This window comes from Planotetraspora thailandica, assembly GCF_016863335.1.
Lineage (GTDB): Bacteria > Actinomycetota > Actinomycetes > Streptosporangiales > Streptosporangiaceae > Planotetraspora > Planotetraspora thailandica.
The window spans coordinates 79,374-98,579 of sequence record NZ_BOOR01000038.1 but is presented as its reverse complement, the minus strand read 5'-3'; the positions used below and the strand labels follow the sequence as shown (position 1 = coordinate 98,579).

At 69.5% G+C, this 19,206-nt stretch carries 19 protein-coding genes and 1 tRNA gene; 10 read left to right on the top strand and 10 right to left on the bottom strand.

Going from position 1 to position 19,206, the window contains the following annotated elements; translation table 11 throughout:
- Positions 1-101: 101 nt before the first annotated feature.
- On the bottom strand, positions 102-740 hold the full coding sequence (locus Pth03_RS25320; RefSeq protein WP_203946875.1) for a hypothetical protein: 639 nt from the start codon (positions 738-740) through the stop codon (positions 102-104).
- Positions 737-1,030 (bottom strand): hypothetical protein, encoded by a 294-nt coding sequence (locus Pth03_RS25315; protein WP_203946874.1) that lies wholly within the window; start codon positions 1,028-1,030, stop codon positions 737-739. The genes Pth03_RS25320 and Pth03_RS25315 overlap by 4 nt, the downstream gene beginning before the upstream one ends.
- A gap of 162 nt (positions 1,031-1,192) precedes the next feature.
- Between Pth03_RS25315 and Pth03_RS25310 the strand changes: the two genes are divergently transcribed.
- Positions 1,193-1,849: a hypothetical protein gene (locus Pth03_RS25310; RefSeq protein WP_203946873.1), complete on the top strand. Its 657-nt coding sequence runs from the start codon at positions 1,193-1,195 to the stop codon at positions 1,847-1,849.
- On the opposite strand, the gene pdxR is transcribed toward Pth03_RS25310, so the two are convergent.
- Positions 1,843-3,300, bottom strand: coding sequence for a MocR-like pyridoxine biosynthesis transcription factor PdxR (pdxR, locus tag Pth03_RS25305; RefSeq protein WP_239119345.1), 1,458 nt, complete (start codon positions 3,298-3,300; stop codon positions 1,843-1,845). The genes Pth03_RS25310 and pdxR overlap by 7 nt on opposite strands.
- A gap of 68 nt (positions 3,301-3,368) precedes the next feature.
- Between pdxR and Pth03_RS25300 the strand changes: the two genes are divergently transcribed.
- From Pth03_RS25300 to Pth03_RS25265, 8 genes are all read left to right on the top strand, one after another.
- Positions 3,369-4,007, top strand: coding sequence for a pyridoxamine 5'-phosphate oxidase family protein (locus Pth03_RS25300; RefSeq protein WP_203946871.1), 639 nt, complete (start codon positions 3,369-3,371; stop codon positions 4,005-4,007).
- Between the two features lie 63 nt (positions 4,008-4,070).
- Positions 4,071-5,069, top strand: a complete 999-nt coding sequence (locus tag Pth03_RS25295) for a serine/threonine-protein kinase (RefSeq protein WP_203946870.1) — start codon at positions 4,071-4,073, stop codon at positions 5,067-5,069.
- A gap of 162 nt (positions 5,070-5,231) precedes the next feature.
- The gene (locus Pth03_RS25290; protein WP_203946869.1) at positions 5,232-6,809 is read left to right on the top strand and encodes a serine/threonine-protein kinase; all 1,578 of its coding nucleotides are present in this window, start codon (positions 5,232-5,234) and stop codon (positions 6,807-6,809) included.
- Positions 6,810-8,246, top strand: a complete 1,437-nt coding sequence (locus tag Pth03_RS25285; protein WP_203946868.1) for a protein kinase family protein — start codon at positions 6,810-6,812, stop codon at positions 8,244-8,246.
- A gap of 18 nt (positions 8,247-8,264) precedes the next feature.
- Entirely contained in the window at positions 8,265-9,317 is a 1,053-nt protein-coding gene (locus Pth03_RS25280) for a DUF2510 domain-containing protein (RefSeq protein ID WP_203946867.1), read from the top strand.
- Between the two features lie 21 nt (positions 9,318-9,338).
- Positions 9,339-9,935 (top strand): oligoribonuclease, encoded by a 597-nt coding sequence (gene orn / locus Pth03_RS25275; protein ID WP_203946866.1) that lies wholly within the window; start codon positions 9,339-9,341, stop codon positions 9,933-9,935.
- A 72-nt stretch (positions 9,936-10,007) separates the two neighbouring features.
- Positions 10,008-10,080: transfer RNA gene (locus Pth03_RS25270), tRNA-His, on the top strand.
- 192 nt (positions 10,081-10,272) lie between these two features.
- Complete coding sequence (locus tag Pth03_RS25265; RefSeq protein WP_203946865.1) at positions 10,273-10,494, top strand: helix-turn-helix domain-containing protein; 222 nt, start codon at positions 10,273-10,275, stop codon at positions 10,492-10,494.
- A 36-nt stretch (positions 10,495-10,530) separates the two neighbouring features.
- On the opposite strand, the gene lat is transcribed toward Pth03_RS25265, so the two are convergent.
- From lat to Pth03_RS25250, 3 genes are all read right to left on the bottom strand, one after another.
- Positions 10,531-11,820 (bottom strand): L-lysine 6-transaminase, encoded by a 1,290-nt coding sequence (lat, locus tag Pth03_RS25260; protein WP_203946864.1) that lies wholly within the window; start codon positions 11,818-11,820, stop codon positions 10,531-10,533.
- Between the two features lie 134 nt (positions 11,821-11,954).
- Positions 11,955-12,614 carry a PAQR family membrane homeostasis protein TrhA gene (gene trhA, locus Pth03_RS25255; RefSeq protein WP_203946863.1) on the bottom strand — a complete coding sequence of 220 codons (660 nt, stop codon included), beginning with the start codon at positions 12,612-12,614 and terminating at the stop codon, positions 11,955-11,957.
- A gap of 47 nt (positions 12,615-12,661) precedes the next feature.
- A complete protein-coding gene (locus Pth03_RS25250; protein ID WP_203946862.1) occupies positions 12,662-14,263 on the bottom strand; it encodes a penicillin-binding transpeptidase domain-containing protein in 1,602 nt (533 codons plus the stop codon).
- A gap of 133 nt (positions 14,264-14,396) precedes the next feature.
- On the opposite strand from Pth03_RS25250, the gene Pth03_RS25245 reads away from it, so the two are divergent.
- Positions 14,397-15,176 carry a spermidine synthase gene (locus tag Pth03_RS25245; protein WP_203946918.1) on the top strand — a complete coding sequence of 260 codons (780 nt, stop codon included), beginning with the start codon at positions 14,397-14,399 and terminating at the stop codon, positions 15,174-15,176.
- Positions 15,177-15,500: 324 nt separating this feature from the next.
- Here the strand turns inward: Pth03_RS25245 and Pth03_RS25240 are convergent, their stop codons facing one another.
- From Pth03_RS25240 to ngcE, 4 genes are read right to left on the bottom strand one after another with little or no spacing between them, the layout of a single operon-like run.
- A complete protein-coding gene (locus Pth03_RS25240) occupies positions 15,501-15,758 on the bottom strand; it encodes a 4a-hydroxytetrahydrobiopterin dehydratase (protein WP_203946861.1) in 258 nt (85 codons plus the stop codon).
- Positions 15,759-15,813: 55 nt separating this feature from the next.
- Entirely contained in the window at positions 15,814-16,713 is a 900-nt protein-coding gene (locus Pth03_RS25235; RefSeq protein WP_239119344.1) for a carbohydrate ABC transporter permease, read from the bottom strand.
- 2 nt (positions 16,714-16,715) lie between these two features.
- Positions 16,716-17,651 carry a carbohydrate ABC transporter permease gene (locus tag Pth03_RS25230; RefSeq protein ID WP_203946860.1) on the bottom strand — a complete coding sequence of 312 codons (936 nt, stop codon included), beginning with the start codon at positions 17,649-17,651 and terminating at the stop codon, positions 16,716-16,718.
- A 4-nt stretch (positions 17,652-17,655) separates the two neighbouring features.
- Entirely contained in the window at positions 17,656-19,098 is a 1,443-nt protein-coding gene (gene ngcE, locus Pth03_RS25225; RefSeq protein ID WP_203946859.1) for an N-acetylglucosamine/diacetylchitobiose ABC transporter substrate-binding protein, read from the bottom strand.
- Positions 19,099-19,206: the final 108 nt, after the last annotated feature.

Genomic DNA, 19,206 nt, shown 5'->3' with positions numbered 1-19,206 from the left:
GGGACCGACGGTCCCGGCCGCCCCTTCGGCGAATTGAGCCGATGCCGGTCGAGCGGCCCCGGCCAGGGGCCCCAATCAGAGACGCAGACCAGAGACGCGGTTCAGTCCTCGTCGCCGGGGCCGCGCGGGGGGACGACCTCGCCGCCTTCGGAGAGGAAGCGGAACGTGCTCGTGATCGCATCGAAGAGGTCGTACACCTCGCTCTTCAGCGGCAGGTTGGGGCTGGCGAGGGTGACCACGAGGAAGTCCTCGGTCGTGCCGGGCACCGGCATCATCGTGTGCATCGTCAGCAGCTTGACGTCGATGTCGGCCGTCACCCGGGTGACCTCGGTGCCGGTGACACGCGCCACGGTGCCCACGTGGGGCAGCTTCGCGGAGGAGATGACCCGGTCCTTCGGCGCCGTACCCGACGCCGACGACACCCCGAGCTGCGCCGACAGCACCGGCAGCGTCAGCTCCGATCCCTTGGGCGTGGTGACGGCGAAGACCATGCCGTACGCCATGAACAGGCCCTCGTCGTAAAGGGTCGCCGTGCCCGTGGCGAGCAGCGCCCCGTGCCTGCGAGCCGCCCGGGTGACCTCGCGGCCCTGCCGGAACATGTCGTTGATCTGTGCCTTCTCGCGCGGGTCGTCGGTCGTGGCCAGGGCCTTCGCACGGGTCTTGGCGAGTTCCTCCCCGCTCAGGTCGAGCTCGGTCCACAGGTCCGGGACGTCGAGCAGGAAGCGTCGCGCGTTCCTCATTTGCCGCCTCCGTCGTCGAGGTTGCTCACCGCGTCCTGGTCGGTCTTCTCGAAGGAGTCGAGGATGCTGCCGATGGCGTCCTTGATCCCTTGCACCTGCTTCTGCAACTGGTGCTTGCCGTCCTCCCACTTGTTCTCGAAGTTCTGGGCCGAGCCGTGGGACAGTTCGGGGCCGAACGCCGCGTCGAAGTCGAACGTGTGGTGTCCGATGTCGATGTAGTCGTGCACGAAGCCCAGCATGTTCTGGGCCTCCCGCAGTTCGTCCCCAGGAATGTTGACGTCTTGAGCCATCCCGATCCCCTCGTGCTGTGACAACGATGAGCTCGTCATTCACACGAGTCAGGTGGGCCGTTTCGTTCAACCGGGCCGTGTCCTCCCGCACGGCGGCGTGCTCGGAGCGGGTCGCCTGCCGGAAGGGTGAACCATTCAAGGCCCCTGTCTCGTGTAGGCGACGTGACTGCTCATCTCACCTTTTCCGGCTCCCGCACCGCGCGTGGGCCGATACGTCGTGCCCTGGTCGCGTCCGTCCTCACCGTCTGCGGCGTGGCGGTCATGTCCGGCTGCGGCAAGACGATAACGATCGGCGACGCCCCGGCTCCCGCCTCCTCGGCACCCGCCGCCCCGGCTGCCCCGGCCGTGGACAACACCGGGCTGCAGCTCGTCAACAGCACGGCCGCGGAGGCCGGCCTGAACGGCACCGGCGGCACGGTCGTCGGCGCGGCCGTCCAGGAGACTCCGCCGCAGTGGGTTCAGCTGACGGCGGTGACGGCTCCCCCGCTCAGCTCCCCCCGCCTGGTCAACATCAACCAGGCGGCGTTGTACCGCTTCGACAAGGACACGGCGAACCCCTCGCAGTCCAACTGCGACGACTCGTGTGCCGCGCAGTGGCCGCCCGTGACCGTCAAGCAGGGCGGCCACGTCTACCTGTCGGGCGTCGACCCGCAGCAGATCGGGGCGATCCAGCGCAAGGACGGTCAGATCCAGCTGACCGTGGGCGGCTGGCCCGTCTACCGCTTCGCGGGCGACGCGCAGCCGGGCGACCTGAAGGGGCAGGGCATCGGCGGGACGTGGTTCGCGGTGTCGCCCGACGGCGGGAAGGTCCTTCAGTGACCCGCCGGTGAGAGCAGCTCGCCGATCACCGCGCAGCCGCGTCTCACCTCGGCGAGCGAGGCCGAGCCGTACCCGAGCACGAGACCGTGCACGCGGGGCGGCCCGTGGTGGTGGCGCTCCAGCGTGTCCAGGAGCACGCCGCGTTCCTCTGCTCGCCTGACGAGGCCGGGCACGACGTGCTCGGGGAGCTCGATCAGCACGTGCAGCCCGGCGGTGTCTCCGCACACCAGCGGGCCGAGCGCCTCGACGATGGCCGCGCGGCGGCGGGCGTACTCCCGCCGCATCCGGCGCAGGTGCCGGTCGAGGTCGCCCTTCGCCAGCAGGGTCGTCACCGCCGCCTGCACCGGCCCCGGCACCGAGTCGGCCAGTTCGTGTCTGCGCCGGGCGATCATGTCGAGCATCGGCTCGGGCGCCACCAGCCAGCCCAGCCCGACGTCGGGGCTGAGCGACTTCGACAGCGTTCCGAGCAGCACGACCCTGGCCGGGTCCAGCCCGTGCAACGCCGGCAGGGGGCCCACGTCGTAGCGGAACTCGGCGTCGTAGTCGTCCTCGACGATCAGCGCCCCGGTACGACGGGCCCAGGCGAGCAGCCGCTCCCTGCGCGGGATCGGCAGCCGTCCGCCGACCGGGAACTGGTGGGCGGGGGTGGTGTAGAGCACCTCGAGGTCGTCGGGAAGCGCTTCGACGATCACCCCTTGGTCGTCGACGGGACAGGGGACGATCTCGGCTCCTCTGGCTGCCAGCACGTTCCTCGCGACCCGCCAGCCGGGCTCCTCGACGCCCGCTCGCGCGCCGGGCCGTACGAGGGTGGCGGCGATGAGGTCGAGCCCGTGGCCCGTGCCCTGGGTGACCATGACGTTCGCCGGAGAGGTGGGCACGGCCCTCGTGCGGCGCAGGTGATCGGCGAGCAGTTCACGGAGCGGGAGGTGCCCGCGCATGTCACGCCTGTCGGCAGGCGGGACGTCTCCGGCGCTGCGCCAGGCCCGCCGCCACGCCGCCACGTCGTAGGCCCCCACCCACGGCCGCCCCGGCCGCAGATCCACCACCCCCACACCCGCCTCACCCCCCTTGGCGTGATCATGCAGAACTTCGGGGGCATCCCCTCCGACCTGCGGGTTCGCCGTTCGTGATCGTGCAGTTCTTCGGTGATAGCCCTCCTGACCTGGGGATTCTCTCTGCGTGATCATGCAATCGCCCGAAGACGCCACAAAGGTGCCCGAACCATGCCGCCCGTCAAGCCACCCCTCGGCGTAGAGCTGCTGGTAGGCGTCGACCACCACGGTGCGGCTCACGCCCAGCAGGCCGGCGAGCGCGCGGGTCGACGGCAGGCGCTCGCCCTCCTTCAGCGCGCCGCTGCGCATCGCGTCCCGCAACTGGTCTCCGACCTGTACGGCCAGGGCTTGGGAGGACGCCCTGTCCACGAGCAGGGGAAGGTCGATTTCCGCGCGCAAAGTGGTCTCCCGGGAACAGCTGAGAGTGGACATGGTTGAGCAGTCCACTTGCGCCTAATTTAGCCGTCATGCTCTCCACCACCGCGCGCACGACCCTGAACCGAGCCAAGGACCGCGGCAGGACCGATCGAACCGATCTCCACGCCGTGCTCGACGCCGGCCTCATCTGCCACCTTGGCGTGATCGTCGACGGGGCCCCGATGGTGATCCCGACCGGGTACGGGCGGATCGGCGAGACCCTATACCTCCACGGCTCGACCGGCGCGACCTCTCTTCGCGCCGGGGACGCCGCGCCGGTGTGCGTCACCGTGACCCACGTCGACGGCATCGTGCTGGCCCGGTCGGCCTTCCACCACTCTGTGAACTACCGCAGCGCGATGATCTACGGGCATGCCCGCATCGTGGACGACCCAGACGAGCACGTCGCGGGGCTGCGGGCGATCGTCGAGCAGTTCGCCCCTGGCCAGTGGGACGTCGTGCGCCCGCCGACCAGGAAGGAGCTCGCGGGGACGGCCGTGCTCGCGCTGTCATTGGAGGAGGCGTCCGTCAAGGTGCGGCAGGGGCCGCCGAAGGACGACGACGGCGATTACGACCTGCCCGTCTGGGCGGGGGTACTCCCCCTCGTCGTGTCGTGGGGCGAGCCGCAGGCCGACCCGCTCCTCGCTCCCGGCATCCCCGTGCCTGCGCACATCAGCGCGAGGGGATAGCGCAGGCCTGTCCGATTGGGCACACTTTGGGCTACCCCGTTCCTCCCAGACCCTGGAGATGCCATGAGCGGCCCCGGAGGCTGGCGCGTGCCCGGATACGCCGAGGTGCGCAGGCTCGGCCCGGACGGCGAACCCGGGAAGCCGGGCGACCCCGGGAACCCGGGCCGATCAGACGCGGACGGCCGGGTGGTGCTGGCCGTGAACGAGATGACCGGCGCCCGCGTGGCCATCGGCTATCTCCCCGAGGATGCGCGGCGGGAGCCCGGTTTCGCCGGGCGGTTCCGCGAGCGGGCCCGGATCCTGATGGAGCTCGACGACCCGCACCTCGCCCGTGTGTACGGCTACGCCGAGGGCCCACAGGGGGCGGCCGTCGTCATGGAGGTGGTCAACGGGGCCACACTGCGGGCGCTACTGCGCCGCCCGGCGACGATCACGCCGGAAACGGCCCTCGTCGTGCTCAAGGACTCCCTGCTCGGCCTCGCCGCCGCGCACGAGGCGGGCGTCGTCCACGGCGACCACCGGCCCGAGCGGGTGCTCGTGCAGGGCGACGGCACGAGCAAGCTCGCCGGGCTGGGCTTGGCCCTACGGGCCGGATCGGCGGAATATCTCGCGCCCGAACTCGCGGCGGGACGCCCCGCCTCCGCGGCCTCGGACATGTACGCGGCGACGGCGGTCTTCTACGAGTGCCTGACCGGCCGGGCGCCGTCACCCGATGCCAGGGCCGGTCATGTGGCGGGGCTGCTGGAGCCGCTGCGCGCCGTCGCGGGGCGGGGCCTGGCCGGCGACCCGGCGCTGCGCCCGGCCAGCGCGGCGATGTTCGTCTCCGAACTCGGCGAGGTCGCCTCCGCCGCGTGCGGCGCGGGATGGGAGGAACGCGGCAGGCGCGGAGCCGCCTCCGCCGCGGCGGCGCTGGCGGCGTCGTTCCCGCTCAACCGGCCGCAACCGGACCGGCGGCGCGCCGGGGCCCTCACCCGCGTCCTGCCTCCCGTGCGGGCCGCGATCGCCGCCGTCAGGCGGCTGCCGCCTCTGGCCCGGCACCGTACGGATCCTCCGCCGCCCTGACGCCCCTGACCCGATGCCGCCGGGGCGATGCCGTCGATGACGACGAAGCGAAAAATCCCGATTGCACTATTTGACAAGTCTCGATTACTGTTTCATGACTTTTCATCTCACCGGGCACAATCTGATTAAGCTACGGTCTCGTCCGGGCGATGAGGAGACCAGATGTACGGCCAAACGGGCACCTGGGGCGTCCCGGGCTACACCGAGCTGCGTGAACTCGGCAGCGGGGCGACCGGCAGGGTCGCGCTCGCCCGGCACGACGGCAACGACATCCTGGTAGCGATCAAGTACCTGTCCGACGAGCTCTTGTCGGACCTCGTCTTCGTCGCCAGGTTCCGCCACGAGGCCCGCCTGCTCGCCACGATGCCGCCCAACCCGCACGCCGCGCGCTTCTACGAATACCTGGAGACGCCCCAGGGCGCCGCCATCGTCATGGAGCTGATCAACGGCGTGTCGCTGCGCGCGATGCTCCGCTCCGAAGGCCCCACGGGCCCGGAGGCGGCCCTGGCCGTACTGAAGGGATCGCTGCTCGGCCTGGCCGCCGTACACGAAACCGGCATGGTCCACCGGGACTACAAGCCGGAAAACGTCATGGTCCAGGCCGACGGCAACAGCAAGCTGGTCGACTTCGGCATCGCCGTACGCGCCGGCGAGGGCGCGACGGTGAGCGGCACCCCGCCCTACATGGCGCCCGAGCAGTGGTCGGGCGCGCCCTCGAGCCCGGCGACCGACGTCTACGCCGCCACCGTCGTCTTCTTCGAGTGCCTCACCGGCACCCGCCCCTTCCGCGCGCAGAACCTGGCCGCGCTGGCCCAGCAGCACCGGGTCACGCCGCCGCCCGTGGAAGAGGTGCCGCCTGCGCTGCACGGGCTCATCGAAGCGGGCATGGCGAAGTACGCCGGTGACCGCCCCCAGAACGCCGAGGCGTTCATCAACGAACTGGAAGCCGTCGCGCACGAGGCGTACGGCCCCGGCTGGGAGGAGAAGGGACGGCGGCGCCTGGCCGTGCTCGCCGGGCTGCTGATCCCCTTCTTCCCGCTCGCCGACGAGGTGCCCGAGGTCGGCACCGAGGTCGCCGAGACCAGACTGGGCCGCGGCCTCTTCCGCAAGACCGGCGTCAAGATCGGCGTCACCCTGGTCGGGATGGCGGTGATCGCCGGGAGCGCGGTGGCCGTGGTCGGGTCGATGTCCAGCGACACCACCCTCCAGGCAGGCACGAGCACGCAGTCTCCCGCCGCCCCCGCCGACCCTGCGACCGACGACCCGGCGACGGACGACCCGGACGCGTCCCCCGAGGACACGCCCTCGGAGGAACCCTCGCCAACTCCCGAGGCGACGACCACGACCCCGGCCACGGAGCCGCAGCAACCTCCGGCCAACCCGCCCGCCAATCCTCCTGCGAACCCGCCGGCGAGCACGCCGGGGAAGCCGAAGCCTCCTGTCAAGCCGACGGGAAAACCGTCGAGCAAACCGACGAAGAGCCCTTCCGCCAGCCCCTCACCGTCGCCGAGTCCGTCAGGTGGCAGCAGCACCACCCCCACGCCGACGCCGTCCGAATCCGACTCTCCACAGCCGCCGCCCGTCATCTCCCGGATCGGGATGGGCACGGCGCCAGGCATATCGCCGGCGCCGTCCGAGCCGCCCGTGGGCGCCCTGGCCGTGGGCCTGATCGGCGTCGGCCTGTTCCCCGCCACGTCGGCGGCGAGGCGAATGAGCGGAAGGCATCGGAGGCGGCGGTAGATGGGCGACGGCGCGACCATCTCGGGACACCGGCTCACCGGACGCACCCGGGTCAGCGAGCTCGGCATCTGGTACGACGCGATCTCGCCTGACGGCACGCCGTCGAGCGTGCTGCGGTTCGACCCCCGGGCGTTCGCCGCGCCGGGGTCACGCGAGCGACTGGTCTCCGCCGCCGGCGCCGACCGGTGGCTCCTGCGCGGCGGCGCCTCCGGTCTCCTCCCGGTCGCCGACCTGGTCACCGCACGCGGCGAGGTCTGGCTGATCGCCTCACGCAGGGCGACGCCGACGGTCGCCGAGCTCCTCATGGAACCAGGTGATCGCCCTGACGCGGGCGCCGCTGGAACGGTCCTGGTGGAGACCGCCCAAGCCCTGCTGGCCTTGCATTCGGCCGGTCTCACCCATGGCGCGCTGCACCCGGGAACGGTCGTGATCGCGGAGGACGGGTCGGCTCTGCTGGCCGAGCGAGGGCTGCTGGCCGCGCTGCTCGGCGACACGCCTCCTGTCGAGCGTGACGTCGCCGCCTGGTCGGCGCTGGCCCGCTCTCTCGGGGGCGCCTGGGCGGACGGCGACGCCGCGCGGCTCATCGAGCGGGCCGCCGCAGCCGCACCCGCAGCCGGGCTGGCGGCCGCCCGTGACACGCTCATCATGGGCCGCGACGCCCTTCCCCCCGGCTTCACGACCCGGGACAGGCTGGTGCAGACCCTGCATCGATGGGCCGCCGCCGACGTGCCCACCTCTCCCCCGCCGCCCGCGCCCGATCCCGGGCAGGTCGTCACGTTGCTGCACGCCGGCGCCCCCCAGGACCGCACGGCTCCGCCCGCGTACGGCCACGCCCCCGGCGGCGCCCCGCCGTACAGCGCGGAGACCGGTGCCCCGGTCGATCAGGACGCCGACGTGGTGATGCGCTTCGGGCCGGGGGTGCCGACGGAGAGTACGGCGGAGCAGATCTGGCGTTCGGGGCAGGACCAGTTGGCCACGCTCGAGCCGAAGCCGGGCAGGTCACGCAGACCGGTCCGGCGGCCCCGCCGCAGGCGGGGCGGGCTGGCGTGGGCGGGCGCGATCGCGCTGGCGATCGTCGCGGCGCTGGTCGTCTTCTGGTTGCGGCAGGCGTCCACCGTGGACGTCGCGGTCGAGAAGGTCGACGTACGCGCGCCGAAGAAGACCATGGGCTGCGACAGCACGGCAGACATCACGGGCGTCGTCACCACCAACGGGGGCGCCGGAACCATCCGCTACGTCTGGGTGCGCAGCGACGGGCAGAAGCCGGCCGAGCAGAACGTGCGGGTGCTCGCAGGCTCGACGTCGGTGGAGCTCCCCCTGCACTGGAAGGTGAGCGGGCGGTCGACCTTCCGGGGCACCGCCACTCTGCGGGTCCTGGCCCCCACCGCGTCCGGGAAGGCCATACAGGACAAAGCCAGTTTCTCGTACAAATGCTGACTTAACTAGTGTGTCTCCATGACGACGACTCCCGCCGGTTGGTACCCCGACCCGTACGGATCTCCGTTACTGCGTTGGTGGGACGGCTCCCAGTGGACGGACGCGACGCACGCCCGCGAGGCCACGGCCTCACCCCCCGAGCAGCCGACCGCGCCGCTGAGATCGCCGTTGCGGTCCGCCCAGCCGGGCTGGGGAAGCCCCGAACAGTCCGGGGGCCCGTCGCAGGGGTTCGGCACCCCGCCGCACGGGGCCGGTGGCCACTGGCCCCAGGGTGGTTACAGCCCTCAGGGGTACGGGCCGTACGGCTTCGGGGGTCCGTCGCCGAAGTCCCCGGCGATCTGGCCGTGGATCACCGGAAGCATCGCGGTCGTGGTGGCGCTCGTCGTCGCGATCACCGCCGTCGTGTTCTTCACGCAGGACCGCACCACGACGGCTTCACAACCGGTTCCTGCGCCGCTCGACTCGATCGTGCCGCCGGAGCAGGGGCCGCAGGACGCGCCTCCCGGAGTCCGGCTTCCGCAGCCGGCGAACGGCCGGATCTCCGACACGACCTCCGGCCTCTCCTACGCCTTCCCCGGCGGCGACTGGAGCGTCCCCACGACACCGCAGATCAACGACCCGACCAACCCCCAGTTGCCCGTGTGGACGAGCGCCTGCCTCACCGTGGCGCAGGAGAACTACGACGGCCAGGGTGACGACTGGATCGCCTCGATCTACACCGGGCCGCTGGCCCCGGCCGTGCCGTACGGAGGACCGCGCGATCTCCAGTCGACCACGAAGTCGCTCCTGAACGCCTACGAGCAGCTCTTCTACTCGCCACCGCACGAGCGGAAGATCCTGAGCGACAAGGCCATGGACGTCAGCGGGCACAAGGCGTGGATCCTCGAATTCGACATGGACTTCTCGAAGACGGCCCAGGCGAACGGCTGGAAGTGGCAGACCGAGAAGGGGGCGTTCGTCCTGGTAGATCGTGGTCAGGGTCAGCGGCCGTCCCTGCTGTACGTCTCCGTCCCCGACAACCTCGATCAGTCGGTGCTCGATCGAGTCGTGCACTCGCTCGAAGCCCGCTGAAGGCCCTACTACGCTTGTGTCATGACTGACCTGCTGGTCTGGATCGACTGTGAGATGACCGGGCTCGACCTCGGCCGTGACGCGCTCGTCGAGGTGGCCTGTGTGGTGACCGACGGCGAGCTGAACCAGTTGGACGAGGGCGTCGACGTCGTCATCAAACCCCCGCCGGAGTCGCTGGCCCAGATGTCGGACGTGGTCAGGGAGATGCACACCGCCTCGGGGCTCCTGCAGGCGTTGTCCGGCGGTGTGACGCTGGCCGAGGCCGAGGCGATCGTGCTCGACTACATCCGCGGCCACGTCACCGACCCCAAGAAGGCCCCCCTGTGCGGCAACTCGATCGCGACGGACCGGTCGTTCATCGCGCGCGACATGCCCGGGGTGGACACCTTCCTGCACTACCGGATGATCGACGTCTCCTCGATCAAGGAGCTGGCCCGGCGGTGGTACCCGCGGGTGTACTTCGCCTCCCCGGAGAAGCAGGGGGGCCACCGGGCGCTCGCGGACATCACCGAGAGCATCAGGGAGCTGCGCTACTACCGGGCCGCGGTCTTCGTGCCCCAGCCGGGGCCCGACTCGGCCACCGCCCGCGAGGTCGCTGAGGCGATCTCGGCGACCTGATCGCCGGATGGAGCGCGCGGTCCCCGAATGCCGCTACACTTTTCTCGTACGCCGTGCTGAACGGCGGACATGGTGGGTGTAGCTCAGCTGGCAGAGCGCCAGGTTGTGGTCCTGGATGTCGTGGGTTCAAGTCCCATCACTCACCCTGATTGTGAACGGCCGGTCCTTGTGGACCGGCCGTTCACGTTTTGCGCTTTTGCGAGAAATCATGATGCTGACGCGAGCAAGTCAGCTGGCATTGCCCCCAAAAGTCGATATTGCGAGTTATGCTCACAGACGACCGCAACGCCGCATGGGCGGGGGGCCTCGGCGATCTTTGACTCTTAACGGAGGCCGGATGAGAGTCGACGACCGCACCGGAATGGGACTGAGCAAACGCGAGACCGAGGTCATGGATCTGATCGCCACAGGTCACTCCAACGGCCAGATCGCCGAACGCCTGTTCCTGAGCGAGAAGACCGTCAAGAACCACGTCAACCGCATCTATGCCAAGCTGGGCGTCGAGTCGCGTGTCACGGCGATCGGCCGCTGGCTGGGCGGAGCCGATCCGGGAGCGTGAGGACCCGTCCCCGTCCCGGTAGTCATCGCACCGGGCTCAGGGGGCGACGGCGGGGACGCGCGTCAGCGCCCTGCGCAGGCCCGCCAGACCGTGTTCCACCTCGTCCGGCTGGATCGACAGGGCCGGCCTCAGCCGTACGGACCGCTCACCGCAGGACAGGACGAGGATGGCCTCCTCCTCGCGGAGCCGGGCGACCAGCTCCTGCGGGTCGGGCACGTCGAAGGCACACATCAGGCCCCGCCCCCGGGCGTTGGCGATCAGGCCCTCGGTCTCCAGCCCCTTGAGCGTCCCGAGCAGCTTCTCGCCCAGGACGGCCGCCCTGGGGATCAGCCCGTCGCGTTCGATGATCTCCAGCATGCGGCGGGAGCGAACCATGTCGACCAGCCCGCCGCCCCACGTCGAGTTGATCCTGCCGCTGACCGTGAACACGTTGTCGGGCACCAGATCCACCCTGCGACCGGCCATGACGCCGCCGACCTGCACCTTCTTGGCGAAGGCCACGATGTCGGGGGCCAGGCCGAGCTGCTGGTACGCCCAGGGGGAGCCCGTGAGGCCGACACCGGTCTGCACCTCGTCGACGACGAACAACGCGTCGTTGTCGTGGCACAGATCTTGCATGGCCCGCAGGAACTCGGGCCGCATGTGGTTGTCGCCGCCCTCACCCTGGATCGGCTCGGCGATGAAGCAGGCGATGTCATGGCGGAAGCGGGCGAACGCCTCGCGAGCCTGGGCGAGGGCGCGCTCCTCGGCCTTCTCGACCTCTCCGAAGTGGATCGCGGGCACGTCGATCCTGGGCCAGCCGAACTTGGGGAACCTGTCGGTCTTGACCGGGTCGGTGTTGGTCAGCGAGAGCGTGTAGCCGCTGCGGCCGTGGAAGGCCCGGGTGAGGTGGAGGACCTTGGTGCCCAGGCCGGGGTGGCGGCCGTTGGCCTCGTTCCACCGGCTCTTCCAGTCGAAGGCGCATTTGAGCGCGTTCTCCACGGCCAGTGCGCCGCCCTCGACGAAGAACAGGTGGGGCAGCTCGGGATCGCCGAGCACCCGTTGGAAGGTCTCGACGAACTCGGCGAGATGCACGGTGTAGAGGTCGGAGTTGGCGGGCTTGTTGGCGGCGACCCGGCCGAGCAGCGCCGTGAACTCGGGATCGTCGGAGAAGGGGTTCATCCCCAAAGGCGCAGACGCGAAGAACGTGTAGAAGTCCAGGTATCTCCGGCCGTCACGGATGTCCACCAGCCACGACCCCGCGCTCCGATCAAGGTCGAGCACCAGGCGGTAGCCGTCCACGAGAAGATGCCTGGCCAAGCCGTCGTGCACAGCGCTCGGGTCCATGTCGCCTCCGGCCTACGTAGGGAACAACACAATTCCCCCACATCTGGCGATACCTGTGAACAGTTTCCACAAAACTATGCCTTTAGGAGAACATTTTTCGTCCCTTCGGTCGCCGCAGGACACATCGGCCTCGATCAGGCGGCGGCGTACACCACCAGGGAGACGGCCACGTACTGCGCGACGTAGGCGGCCAGGGTGAAGGCGTGGAAGACCTCGTGGAAGCCGAACCACCGGGGAGACGGGTCGGGACGGCGCAGGCCGTACACGACGGCGCCGGCGGTGTAGAACAGGCCGCCGGCGAGCACCAGCACCCCGGCGGCCACGCCCGCCCCCGCGAAGAGCTGAGGCATGACGAACATGGCGGTCCAGCCGAGGCCGATGTAGAGCGCCGTGTAGAGCCAGCGGGGGGCGCGCAGCCACAACACCCGGAAGGTGACGCCGACGGCCGCGCCCGTCCAGATCACCGACAGGACGGCCACCCGGGCGACCCCGTCGAGCGCGAGCACGGCGAAGGGGGTGTAGGTGCCCGCGATCATCAGGTAGATGTTGGCGTGGTCGAAGCGGTGCAGCACCTCGGTCACACGCGGGGAGAGCCTGCCGCGGTGGTATGCCGCCGAGACGCCGAAGAGCAGGCCGGACGTGATGGCGTAGACGACCGAGGCCAGGCGGGCGTGGAGGGTCGGGCCGAGCGCCACCAAGAGGAACCCGCCGAGCAGCGTCGCGGGCAGCGCTCCGGCGTGCAGCCAGCCCCGGAGCTTCGGCTTGGCGGGCCGATCCACAGTGATCGTCGTCATGAAACCTACGTTAGCGTAACTTACGGCACCGTAGGTTGTGGTTTGGATTACAACGCCCGGAGGAACCGGCCGGCCACCGGAACCGCGGCGTCACGACCCGTCCCGCCGTGCTCGATGAACACCGAGAAAGCCAGATCGCCCCAGTATCCGATGAACCAGGAGTGGTCGGCTCCGCCCTGCCAGTCCTCGGCGGTACCGGTCTTGCCCGCCGCCCCCGCGGGCAGCCCGGCGCCGGACGCCGTGCCGCCGGAGGTGACCGCGTTCATCATCGTGCGCAGCCCGGCCGCAACGCCGAAGGGCAGGCTGACGGTCGGCGGCTGGTCCCGGCCGGGCACCGAGGCGAGCAGGCGCGGCGGCCTCCATTCGCCGCTCTGCACCGCCGCCGCCACCAGCGCCATGCACAGCGGGGTGGCCTCGACCGTGCCCTGGCCGAAGGAGTCCTCGGCGAGGGCGTCGTCGTTATCCGGGCTGCGCATGCTCCCGCAGGTGCCGCCCGCCCCGGTCGCCAGGGACGCCCCGAACCCGAACACCTGGGTCTCCTCCATAAGGCTGCCGGCGTCCAGCCGTTCGACCGCGAGCCTTGCGAAGGAGGTGTTGCAGGACAACGCGAACGCCCGGCGCAGCGTGACCGAGCCGTGCTCCTCGTCGCGGAAGTTGGGGATGCTCCGGCCGCCCGGGATCTGGTAGGAGGCCGGGCAGTCGACCATCGTCTCCGTGGACATCCCCGACCGCAGGAGCGCCGACGCCGTGACGGTCTTGAACGTCGACCCCGGGGCGTACTTCTGCTCGAACGCCTTCCTGCCGCCCAGGCGGTCGGCCACGGCGAGGATCTCGCCGGTCGACGGACGCACCACGACGACGGCGGCGGGATGCTTCACCCCGTCGAGCGCCCGGGCCGCCGCGGCCTGCACCTCCCATTCGATCGTTGTCCTGACGTCCTTCTTCTTCCGCTCAGGCTCGTAGGCCACCAGCCGCTCAGCCCGAGCGCCCGGATTCTGGATCCTGACCTCCCAGCCGACCGGCTCGCCCTCCTCCAGTGGAACGGTGTCCGCGAGCTTCTGGAGGTACCGCTCGGCGTCGCTGCCCTCGGGGAACCTGCGCCCCTCACTGGTTGTGAACGCCCGGGCCGTCGCCGGGGTGTCCCGCCGCTCGACCTCGCCGCCCGGGGCGAGATCGGGATGCAGGACGGCGGGCGTCCACAACACCTTCCAGGTGTAGTCGCGCACGCCCAGGTGGAGCGTCGAACGGTACGACCACCTGCCGTAGTCCCGCAGTTCGCGGACCTCCGTGAAGGGGACTTCCGCAGTGCCGTCCCCGGTGCTGACGACCTCCCCCGGGGTCAGCCGCAGCGACCGCGCGGCCAGCGTCTCCTCGAACGCCTGGTGCCTGGCCTCGAAGTCGGACGGCGGCTCGTCGGTCAGCTCCCGCATCGCCGCGTAGTCGGCCGCCGCCCACGCCTTCAGGTAGCTCGTGGCCGTCTTGTCAGGCGAGCCCTCCACCTCCGGCATGAGCGACGGAGAAGGCGTGGAGACGGCCCCGGCGGGGGCGTCCTCCCCCGACCTCAGGACACTGAGGATGCTGGTGATGAAGATGGCTCCGGCGACCGTGATGAGGACGAGCAGGGCCCGCGTGCGCGTACGGTTTGACATGGAGGCCGAGCCTCTCGTGGGGGGGTGCCTGCGGTTACGAGTGCTTATATCACGTTGAAGGAGAATCTCGGTGGCGAGGGAAAAGGAGCCGCTCCCAGGCCGCTATCCGGTGACCTTCGGCGAGGTGGAGCTGATGCGCGACCTCGACAGGCCCGACGGCTGGATGCTGAGCGTGGACGGGGTGCCGCAGTCGTACGTCGACCTCGCCGACCCGTCCTACCTCGAGTTCTCCTACGTCCAGCTGATCGCCGCCGTCGCCGACTGCCTGCCCCCGGGGCCGCTTGACGCCGTGCACGTCGGCGGGGGCGCCTGCACGGTGCCGCGCTACCTCTCCGCGGGCAGGCCGGGCTCCCGGCACATCGTGGTGGAACCCGACGAAGGGCTCGTCCAGCTCGTCCGCGACCAGCTCCGGCTGAAGTCGGTGCCCCGGCTCAAGGTGCGGATCGCCGACGGCCGTGCGGCCACGGCCGCGCTGCCGGACCGCTCCGCCGACCTGTTCGTGCTCGACGCCTTCACCGGCGCGACGATGCCGATCGACCTGGCCACCGCCGAATACATGGCCCAGGTGGCCCGGGTGCTGCGGCCGGCGGGGACGCTGGTCGTCAACGTGGCCGACGGCAGGGGTCTGGCGTTCGCCAAGCGGGTCATCGCCACGGTCGGAGAGGTGTTCGGGCACGTCGCCCTGCTGGGTGAGCCCGGCATCCTGCGGGGGCGCCGCTTCGGCAACCTGGTGATCGCCGCCTCCGCCGCCGAGCTGCCGACCGGGCCGCTGACGAGGAAGGCGGCCGGCGGGCTCACCCAGGCCAGGTGCATGTGGGGCGAGGACCTCGCGAAGTTCATCGCGGGAGCCCGCCCCATCCACGACGGGGACGCGGTGTTGTCTCCCGTCCCCCCGCCGGCCGTCTTCGGCTGAAAAATCCCGCGTGATCATGCAGAAGTTCGGCGGCGACCGCTGTGACCTGCACCTCTGCAGTTCGTGATCATGCAGAAATTCGCCGGCATTGCTCGCGACCTGGCACTTCATCGGCCGTGATCATGCACGTGCGGGGGTCGCTTCGCGGCCGCCGATCGCGGGCCGGCCGTGAGCACACCCATGCCGTGCATGATCACGAACGGCGAAAGCCCAGCTCAGCGCACATCTTGCCGAAGATCTGCATGATCACGCCCATGAAAAGTGCAGGCCAGACCATGTGCGGGCGAACTTCTGCATGATCACCAAGGGGGAGGGGGGGGCGGCCTAGGCCTGGTGATCGGCCACGATGCCGTCGATCCGGGCGGCGAGCTTGTAGTCGAGATCGGTGAGCCCGCCCGCGTCGTGCGTGGTCAGCGCCAGGTGCAACGTGCGCCACCGGATGTCGATGTCAGGGTGGTGGTTCAGCGCCTCGGCCTGCTCGGCGATCTCGTTCACGATCGCGATGGCCGTACGGAAGTCGGAGGCGACCACGGTGCGGCGGATCGTGTCCCCGTCCCGTTGCCATTCGGAAGCGTCGTCCATGCGCACAGGACATCACGAATCGCCCGGACGCGGAACCACCGCCACGTTACTTGATCTACTTGACCGCTCCGCTGGTCAGGCCCGACTGGATCTGACGCTGGAAGATGATGTAGACGATCAGCACAGGGATGATCGCCATGCTGAGCGCCGCGAACAGCCCCGCCCAGTCGGCCTCATATCCCGCGTTGGTCGAGATGTTGGCGATGCCCTGCGTGATCAGCCACTTGTCCTGGGCGTCTCCGGGGAGCAGGACGATCGGCAGGAGGTACTGGTTCCACTGCCCGATCACGTTGAAGATCGTGATGCTGATCAGGCCGGGCTTGGCCATCGGCAGCATGATCTGGAAGAACGTGCGGGTGTGGGAGCAGCCGTCCATCATCGCCGCTTCGCCGACCGAGGTCGGCAGGGTTCTGAAGAAGGCGGTGAGGAAGAAGACGGTGAACGGCAGCGAGTAGGCCACGTAGACCAGGACCAGGCCGGTGTGCGTGCCCAGCAGGCCGAGGTTCTTCATCGTCAGCCAGAGCGGCGCCAGCGCGAGGAACACGGGGAACGACAGTCCCGAGACGAACAACAGGTAGATCGCCCGGTTGCCGAAGAAGGTGTAGCGCGCCAGCACGTAGGCCGCCATGGAGCCGAACAACATCGTGAGGAACGTGGAGATCGCCACGACCTTCACCGTGTTGATCATGTAAAGCCCGATGTGGGCCTTGTCCCACGCGCGCCCCCAGGAGCTCCAGTCGAAGTTCTGGGGCATCGCGAGCGGGTGGTCGCCGAATAGCTCGGTGTTGGTCTTGAACGACGCCAGAAACGTCCAGACGATCGGGAAGATGACCAGGATCGCCCAGATCACCAGGGCCACGTGGGACAGGCCGGAGAAGACGTTGATCGAGCGCCGGCCGGGCCGGGGGGAGGTCACGGCCTTGTTCGGGGCCACGGGCATCACATCGGTCGCCACGGCTAGAACTCGATCCTCTCGCGCCGGGTCACCCGGAGGGTGAGCACCGCGAATGTCAGCGTCATGAAGAACAGCGCGACGCCCATGGCGGAGGCCACGCCGTACTTGGAGTAGGTGAAGGCGTTGCGCCAGATCTCCAGCGGGAGCACGGTCGTCGCGTTGTCGGGGCCTCCGCGGTCCACCGACAGCACCTGCACCAGCGCGAACCCGTCGAAGGCGGCGATGCCGAGGTAGACCCAGCCGACCTGGAGGGTGTCCCACAACAGCGGGATCGTGATCTTGAAGAACAGCGTGAAACGCCCCGCTCCGTCGAGCGAGGCCGCTTCGAAGACGTCCTTGGGGATGGTCGCCATGCCGGCGGAGAACAGCACGACATAGAAGCCGACGGCCTGCCAGACCATGACACCGATGATGGTCCACAGGGCCAGGCCGGGTGCGATCAGCCAGCCCACCGGGTCGATGCCGACCGCGCCGAGGGCGCTGTTGAAGACGCCGGCCTTGTCCGGGCGAAGGATCGCCTGGAACAGCACGCCGACGATGGCGACCGCGAGGACCTGGGGGAAGAAGAAAACGATCTTGTAGAAGGCCGAGCCGGGCACACCGACCATCCGCCCGTTCCGCTGCCCTCCGCCGAGGTTGAGCAGGAAGGAGAAGAAGAGCGCGATGGCGATGGTGATCAGCGGCATGGCAAGCAGAAGCACCACGTGGTGGCGCACGGCCGCCCAGAAGACGTCGTCCTGGAACAACTGGGTGAAGTTGTCGAAGCCGACGTAGTCGAATTTGGGCGAGATCCCCCTCGAATTGGTGAACGAGATCTGGAAGGCCTGGATGTACTGCCAGACCACGAAGACCACGTAGAGGAGCACCGGAACCGCGAGGAAGGACGTGATGAACCCGTACTTCCGTAGCGCCGCCGGCGTCAGCTTGCCATGCCGCATCGGATCACACGCTCCGGGACTGCTTGTTGATGGAGGAGTCGGCCTTGGTCTTGTCCGCCGCCTTCTGCATGTTGGCGCAGAACTCGTCGGCGCTGATACGGCCGAACATCAGAGCGTTGGTCTGCTTGCGCAGCTCGGTCTCGAGCTCCTTGTACCAGGTTTCGAACAGCGAGTAGGTGACCACGTTCTGGCCGGCGGCCGTCTGGGCGGCGACGACGCTGGTCAGGCCGGGCGACAGGGTCATGCCCTCGGTGGCGCCGACGACGACCGTGAGGCTCTTGGTCTTCTCGGTGAAGGCCTTGGCGGCCTCCTTCGACAACATGACGCGCAGGTACTCGAGGCCGCCCTGCGGGTTCTTGCCCTTGGACGGCACGACGTAGCCCTCGGCGGCGGCGGCGCGGATCGCCTCGTAGGGCAGCTTGTCACTCGCGGCCACCGACGGGGTCGGCGCCATGGCGTACTCGAAGCCGGCCGGGGTGTCCTTGGCCTGCTCCGACTCCAGCCACGAGCCCGAGGGGTAGAGGGCCACCTTGCCCTGGTTCTGCTGGGTCTGGACCTCGGTGTGGATCAGGCCCTCGTAGGACTTGTCCATGTACTTGCCGATCTCGGCCCACGCGGCGGCGGCCTGCTTGACCGCGTCGGCGTTCCAGGCGTTGTCGACCAGGTTGTCGATGTTGAGCAGGATCTCGTTGCCGCCGATCTTGGCCGCGGAGATCAGGATCATCCAGTACTGGTAGTAGGAGGCGTTCTTGCCGGCGTAGGCGTAAGGCGTGATGCCCTTGCCCTTGGCGGTCTCGGCGAAGGTCTTGAACTCGTCGAACGTCTTCGGGGGGGTCCAGCCGTTCTTCTCGAACAGCTTCGCGTCGTACCAGAGGCCGTACGCCGTGTAGACGTAGTTCAGCGTGTACGGCTTGGCGGGGTCGCCGCCGAAGCCCGACTCGACGGTGCCGGGGACGATCGTGTCCTTGACCGTCTTGCTGGGGTCGTCGATCGAGGGCGCCGCGAACAGCGGGGTGAGGTCGAGGAGCTGGCCCGCGCCGATGAGCGCGCCGCCGTCGAGCATGTCGGTGCCGGAGTTGTTCACGACGTCCGGCACGTCGCCGCTGGCGAAGCGCGGGGTGAGGGTCTGGCTGATCGTCTGGATACCCTGGTGCTTGATCTGCGCCTGGGGGAATTCCTTCTTGTACAGCGGCTCGTGCGACTGGGTCGCGTACTCGTCGCTGTAACCGCCCTTGAAGATCACGACCTCGAGAGGCGCATCGGCCTTGACGCCGAAGGGGTTGGTCGCCGAGGTGGCGGCCGCACTGGGGGCAGCGGACGGAGTGTCGGAGCCACTGGAGGTGGCGCACGAGCTGAGCAGGCCGACGGCGGGGCCGGCGACGAGTGCGGTCAGGCCAACACGCTGGATCATCTGACGCCGGGTGATCTCGCGGGGGGTCTGGGTCATCGACTCTCCTGAGCGGGGGTCAATTAGGAAAGTTTCCTAAACGTTTGGTGGACCGTACGACCGCCGCCAAGAGAGCGTCAAGATGTAGCGGTCGGTCTAGACCAACCC